This window comes from Caulobacter sp., assembly GCF_049283275.1.
GTDB lineage: Bacteria > Pseudomonadota > Alphaproteobacteria > Caulobacterales > Caulobacteraceae > Caulobacter.
Genome location: NZ_JBAPVS010000345.1, coordinates 1 through 6,148, shown reverse-complemented (window position 1 = coordinate 6,148; position 6,148 = coordinate 1). Strand labels below are relative to the sequence as shown.

Here is a 6,148-nt window from a genome sequence, read left to right as displayed (position 1 = left end):
GCAGGAAGGCCCGCACCTCTTGCGTTGCCGCCTGGACGCTGGTCCGCCCCGCCCAGGCCGACCGCCGGCGGGCCGCCGCCTCGGCCGCCGGCGAGATGTCGTCCATCAGCGGAACGAGATGGGTCAGGCCGAACGCCCGCGCGGCGGGCGTGAAGACCGCTAGGCGCGCCTCATGCTTCAGATCAGCCAAGGCCCGCGGATGGTCCTTGACGTCGGTTCCGACCGCGTCGACCAGTACCAGCCCCGCCGTGCGCTCGGGCCAAAGCCGCGCGAACGCCTCGACATAGAGCCCGCCGTTCGAATGCCCGGCCAGGACGACCGGCGCGTCGCCCTCCTCCAGAGCCACCAGCGCCTCCAGCCGCGTGGCGATGGCGACGGGCGAGCGGTCCAGATCATGGATCGCCGCCATCCCCATGCCGTCGCGGTCATAGGCGCAGACCTTGCCGGTCTTGGCCAATTGCTCGGCCACCAGCGACCAATCGGCCGCCCCGCCGAACGCGCCGGCCTCAAGGATCACGGTGGGACGTCCGCTGGGGACGCCTAGGCATTCCAGATGGCCTGTCGGCGGCATCATCGGAGCGCCGCCCAGGCTTGCGCAGCCAGACAACAGGAAGGACGCCAGCACGACGCGGATGAATTTCATTCGGACTCAACGATCGCCGTCCCGGCCGAACCGGGACTCGACCACCCTCCGCCACACGCCTGGAATGACAAGCGGAAAGTGACTAGGACGCCTTCTTGCGCGGCGCGGCCTTCTTGGCCGGAGCCTTGGCGGCCTTCTTCGCCCCCGGCTTGGCGGCCCCCGGCTTCTGGCCCAGGCTCTTGCGCAGCGCTTCCATCAGGTCGACGACATTGGTGGTGTCCGGCTCCTCGACCGTCACCTTGGCCTTGCCGCCCTTTTCCTTCTGCCTGATCAGGGCCCGCAGCGCGTCCTCGTAGCGGTCCTTGAACTGGCTGGGATCGAACGGGCCTTCCTGTTGCTCGATGATCTTTTCGGCGATGGCCACCATCTGGGGGTCGGCCTTGCGGTCGGGGATGTCGTCGAACAGTTCGGCCGCGTCGCGCACCTCGTCGTGGCTGCGCAGGGTGTAGGCGATCAGGCCGTTGTCGCGCGGCTCGATGGCCAGCAACCGCTCGCGGGTGTGCATGACCACCCGGCCCAGGGCGATCTTGCCCGCCCCGGCCATGGCGTCGCGGATCACCGTGTAGGCGTCGACCGCCAGCTTGCCGTCGGGCACCAGGAAATAGGGGTTGTCCCAGTAGAGCCGGTCGATGTCGTCGGCGTCGACGAACCGCTCGATGTCGATGGTGCGGGTGCTTTCCAGCCGCACGCTCTCGATCTCCTCCGGCGTCAGGATCACATAGTGGTCCTTCTCGTACTCATAGCCCTTGACCAGGTCGGCGCGATCGACCGGCCCCAGGTCAGGGTCGGTGGCGATCATCTTGATGCGGTTGTGGGTCTTGGGGTGCAGCAGGTTGAACCGCACCTCGCCGCCGGGGCTGACGGCCGTGTACATCGCCACCGGACAGGTGACGAGCGACAGGCGCAGATGGCCTTGCCAGGTGGGACGCGCGGCCATGGCTAGCTCCTTCCCCCGGCTCGCACGGTCAGCGCTGGAGCAACCTTGTGAACGGGCTGTTGAAGGGCGGGGGTCGGCTCGCGCAGCTGGGCCACGAAGTCGTCGCGCCAGGCGGTGACGTCCTGACGGGTGACGTTGTCGATCAGGCTCTCGAACCGCCGCTTGCGCTCGCCCAGGTCCATGTTCAGGGCCCGGGTCAGGGCGTCAGAAATCTCTTCGGGGCTGTTGGGATTGATGATCAGCGCCTCCTTCAGCTGCCGCGCGGCGCCGGCGAAGCGCGACAGGATCAGCACGCCCGGGTCCTCGGGCGTCTGGGAGGCGATATATTCCTTGGCCACCAGGTTCATGCCGTCGCGCAGAGGCGTGACCAGCGCGGCCTTGGAAGCGCGATAGACCCCGGCCAGCTCGTCGCGACGATAGCTGCGATTGAGGTAGCGGATGGGGTTGTAGTCCATGTCGGCATAGGCGCCGTTGATCCGGCCGATCAGGCCGTCCAGGCGCGCGCGCAGGTCCTGATAGGCCTCGACCTCGTCGCGCGACAACGGGGCGATCTGCAGCAGCAGCACCTCGCGGCGAGCGTCGGGATTGTCGCGCAGGAACTTCTCGAAGCCGATCAGCCGTTCCTCCAGCCCCTTGGAATAGTCGAGGCGGTCGACGCCGACGACCATCTTGCGGAACACGCTGTGGGCCATCAGCCGATCGTAGACGCGCAGGGCGCGCGGGCTGTCCTTGATGCGGGCGAAGTCCTCGGCGTCGATGCCGATCGGGAAGGCGCCCGCCTGGGTCGTGAGGCCGAAGGCGCTCAGCCGGCCGTCTTCGGTCCGCTCGCCTCCCACCTCGTTGAACACATAGCCCTCGAAGGCCTGGACGCTTTCCTCGGTCTGGAAACCGATCAGGTCGTAGTGGAACATCGCCTCGACCAGCGGCCGGTGGCGCGGCAGGGTCACGACCAGCTGGTGGGCCGGCCAGGGGATGTGCAGGAAGAAGCCGATGCGGTTGGTCACGCCCAGCCGCCGCAGCTCCCGCGCCATCGGGATCAGGTGGTAGTCGTGCACCCAGATCACGTCGTCCGGCTCGATCAACGGCAAAAGGGTCTCGGCGAACCGCTTGTTGACCCGGTCATAGCCCTCGCCGAACGAACGGTCATAGGCGGTCAGATCGACGCGATAGTGAAACAGCGGCCACAGGGTCTTGTTGGCGTAGCCGTTGTAATATTCCTGGTAGTCCCCCTCCTCCAGATCGACGGTCGCGACCGTGACGCCGTCGGCCTTCTGGACGTTCAGCTGGCCGGTGAACTCGAGGGTGGTCTTGCCGCTCCAGCCGAACCAGATGCCGGAATATTCGCGCAGAGCCGCGGCCAGGGCCATGGCCAGGCCGCCGACGCTCTCCTCGCCCTTGCCCGTCGGCGGGTTGACCCGGTTGGAGACGACTATCAGGCGGCTCATGCGGCGGTCCTCCCGCCCAGGGCCTTCACGCCGCTGTTGAGCCAGTCCAGGACGGCGTCGCAGTCGTTGAGGCGATAGGCCGCCTGGGTAGGACGCTCGGGACCGACCAGCACGCCGTAGCCGCCCAGACGGACGGCGGCGGCGAAGCCGTCCTCGTCGGTCAGGTCGTCGCCGATGAACACGGGAGTGGCGCCGTCGAAGGGCGCCTCGCGCAGGAAGGCCGAAACCGACCGGCCCTTGTCCTGGCCCGGCGTGCGCAGTTCGGCCACCATGTCGCCAAGTTGCAGCACCAGTTGCGAACCCTGGGCCAAGCGCTCGGCCGCCTCGATCACCGCCTCGGCGGCCGAGGGCACGTTGCGATAGTGCAGAGCCACGCTGAGGGTCTTGTCCTCGAACAGCAGGCCCTTGTCGCTGCGCGCCAGATCGCGCAGCACCTCGCGGGCGTGGTCGAGGTCAGGATGGGGCTTGGCGCTGTCGACGCCATGGGCGCCGCGACGCACCAGGCCGTGCACGGCGGCGATCGAGATCACGCGCCCTTCCAGGATGCGATCCAGGTCTTCCAGCGCACGTCCGCTAACCACCGCCAGCCGACCGCCCAACGCCCGCGTCAGATCGTCGAGCAGCGCCGCGCGGCGCGCATCGGGCCCGACCTGGTCAGGTCGGGGCATGATCGGGGCCAGGGTTCCGTCAAGATCGAGAAACAACGCCGCGTGATGCGGCAAGGCGACTGGGGGTGGCGGCAATTCGCTCGGCGCATGCCGAACGACTGACCCGAACGCGGTCATGGCAAGAAGGCCCTCTCCGATGTCTACAGGCCTTAGAAACGCGCGTTGGCGGGGTTTCGATCCCCGGCGATGCGGCATGGCTCCGTCACGATGTGCTCACGCGGATGTGCGCGGGCGCCGGTGACCTAGAGCGTGGCGGCCTTCAGCACCGCCTCGCCCAGTCCCGCATAGTCGCCGTCGAAATGGTGGCCGCCAGCCAGCCTGACCTGGCGGATCGTGGTCGCCGGCAGCCTGGGACAGATGTCCAGCCGCTCCTTGTCGCCGTAGATGCAGGTCATCGGCAGCCCCTTCAACGCCTCGACCGCCGGAGCCACGGGAAAGGAGTCGGCCGCGGGCCGGTTCAGCCAGCTGGCGGGATGGAAGGCCAAGTCGCCGATGGGACCAACGCCGATCAGCACCACGCTCCGGATCTGGCCGCGCAGGTCGGCGGGCAGCAGCGGCACGATGGCCGGCAGGGCGTCGGCTCCGAACGAATAGCCGACCAGCACGATCTTCTGGCGGCCCCACCGCGCCTGATGGCGCCGCAGCTGCTCGGCCAGGTCGTCCGCCACGGCCTGGGCGGGGCGCCTGTTCAGGAAATAGCGCAGCGAGTTGACGCCCAGCACGGGGATCCCGTCGCGGGCCAGCACCTTGGCGACGCCGCGATCCAGCGGGCCCCAACCGCCGTCGCCGGAATAGAGCACGGCCAGGGCGTCGCCGGGCGCGGCGGTCGGCGTCTCGATCAGGCGCGGCGCGACCGAGGCCTGGGTGAGCCCGGCGAAGGCCAGGCCGAGGACGGCGACGAGGGTCAGCAGGCGGGCGCGCGGGCTCATGGTCCAGCCATCGCGCCGGATCTTGGCTTTGGCGGGGCGAACGTGGGGCGGTCCGACGGCGGCGCGTGGAGAAGCCCCAGATTACGGCGAATTCACTTCGCCTCCCTCACTACACATGTAACGCTACACCTGTAGCGCCACCTTCCATCGCGAGGCCGCCGTGATCGAATCCCTGCCCCGACGCGAACGTGAAGTCTTCGAGACCCTGTGCCGCCTGGAAACCGGCACGGCCGCCGGCGTCCGCGGCGCCCTGTCCGATCCGCTCAGCGACTCGGCCGTGCGCACCATGCTCTCGCGCCTTGAGGCCAAGGGCCTGGTCGAGCGCACGGCCGGGCCAGACGGCTTTCTGTACAGCCCCGTCCAGCGGACGGAGACGGTGGCGGCCGGCGCCCTGAAACGGATGATCGACACCTTCTTCGCCGGCTCGGCGGCCAGCGCCGCCACCGCCCTGCTGGGCCTTGGCCAGCGCCTGACCCCTGAGGAGGCAGCCGCCCTGGAGCAGGCCATCGACAAAGCCGTGACCGGGGCCGGGGCGCGCAAGCCATGACCTGGGCCCTGCTCCTGTCCCTGCTGGTCAAGTCCAGCCTCGTCGCCGGCGCCGGCTTGGCCTGCGCCCGGTTCCTGACCCGGCGCCCGATCGAGCGGGTCGACATCCTGCGCGCCACGGTCTGCCTGCTGCTGGCCTTGCCGGTCATCATGAACAGGCTGCCGGCGATGAACCTGGCCCTGTTGCCCGCGTCGGCGCCCGTCGCGCCGCTCGCCGTGGCTTCACCGGACGCGCCCGCCGCCGTCGCGAGCCTGGCGGCGTCGGGCTTGCAGGCCTGGCCTTCGCTCAACCTGACGCCCGACCTGGTCGGCGGCCTGTGGCTGCTGGGCTTCGCCGCCGTCGTCGGCCGGCTGCTGGTGGGGCTGCACATCCTGAACCGCTGGACCCGCCGGGGACGCGCGGTGGACTGCCCCGACTGGCTGGCGCCGCTGAAAACCCTGTCACCGGAAGACCGCCCCGGCCTGGTGTGCAGCGACCGGATCGCCGGCCCGCTCAGCTGGGGCGTCCCGCCGGGCTTCGTCCTCCTCGACCCGGCCAGCCTGGCCGAGCCTCGGGCCGCCCCTGCCGTCCTGGCCCACGAAATGGCCCACCTGCGGCGTCAGGACTGGATCTTCCTGGTGCTGTCCCGGCTGGCCCTGGCGATGTTCTGGTTCAATCCGCTGGTCTGGCGCCTTCACGCCGCCCTGGCCGAGCGCTCGGAAGAGGCCGCCGACGCCCTCGCCCTCGAGACCGTCGATCGCACCCTCTACGCCAAGACCCTGGTCAGCCTGGCCGCCCAGCCCATCCCTCCGCGCCATCCCCTCCGCATCGCCGCGACCGCTATGGCCGCCGACGCCCGAACGCTGAAGACGAGGATCGCCTGCATCATGACGAACACCTCCGCTCGCCGCCGCCCCCTGACGGTGGCCCTGACCGTCGCCGCCCTGGCCGCCGTCGCCACGCCGCTGGCCGCTCTGGCGATCACCCGCCAGGACTGGAT

General features: G+C 69.6%; 7 protein-coding genes. 2 read left to right on the top strand and 5 right to left on the bottom strand.

Features of this window, described 5'->3' with window-relative positions:
• The 5 genes from WAL33_RS19650 to WAL33_RS19630 form a co-directional block, all read right to left on the bottom strand.
• On the bottom strand, positions 1-643 hold a 643-nt coding region (locus WAL33_RS19650; protein WP_422183472.1), incomplete at its 3' end, for an alpha/beta fold hydrolase.
• 82 nt (positions 644-725) lie between these two features.
• Positions 726-1,580 (bottom strand): Ku protein, encoded by an 855-nt coding sequence (locus tag WAL33_RS19645; protein WP_422183470.1) that lies wholly within the window; start codon positions 1,578-1,580, stop codon positions 726-728.
• A gap of 2 nt (positions 1,581-1,582) precedes the next feature.
• Positions 1,583-3,025: an alpha,alpha-trehalose-phosphate synthase (UDP-forming) gene (locus WAL33_RS19640; protein ID WP_422183468.1), complete on the bottom strand. Its 1,443-nt coding sequence runs from the start codon at positions 3,023-3,025 to the stop codon at positions 1,583-1,585.
• Positions 3,022-3,810 (bottom strand): trehalose-phosphatase, encoded by a 789-nt coding sequence (gene otsB, locus WAL33_RS19635; RefSeq protein WP_422183466.1) that lies wholly within the window; start codon positions 3,808-3,810, stop codon positions 3,022-3,024. The genes WAL33_RS19640 and otsB overlap by 4 nt, the downstream gene beginning before the upstream one ends.
• A gap of 125 nt (positions 3,811-3,935) precedes the next feature.
• The gene (locus WAL33_RS19630) at positions 3,936-4,622 is read right to left on the bottom strand and encodes an AcvB/VirJ family lysyl-phosphatidylglycerol hydrolase (protein WP_422183464.1); all 687 of its coding nucleotides are present in this window, start codon (positions 4,620-4,622) and stop codon (positions 3,936-3,938) included.
• 160 nt (positions 4,623-4,782) lie between these two features.
• Here WAL33_RS19630 and WAL33_RS19625 point away from each other — a divergent pair, with 160 nt between their 5' ends.
• Positions 4,783-5,169 (top strand): BlaI/MecI/CopY family transcriptional regulator, encoded by a 387-nt coding sequence (locus tag WAL33_RS19625; protein WP_422183463.1) that lies wholly within the window; start codon positions 4,783-4,785, stop codon positions 5,167-5,169.
• The coding region (locus WAL33_RS19620) for a M56 family metallopeptidase (protein ID WP_422183462.1) at positions 5,166-6,148 on the top strand (983 nt) is incomplete at its 3' end. The genes WAL33_RS19625 and WAL33_RS19620, both read left to right, overlap by 4 nt.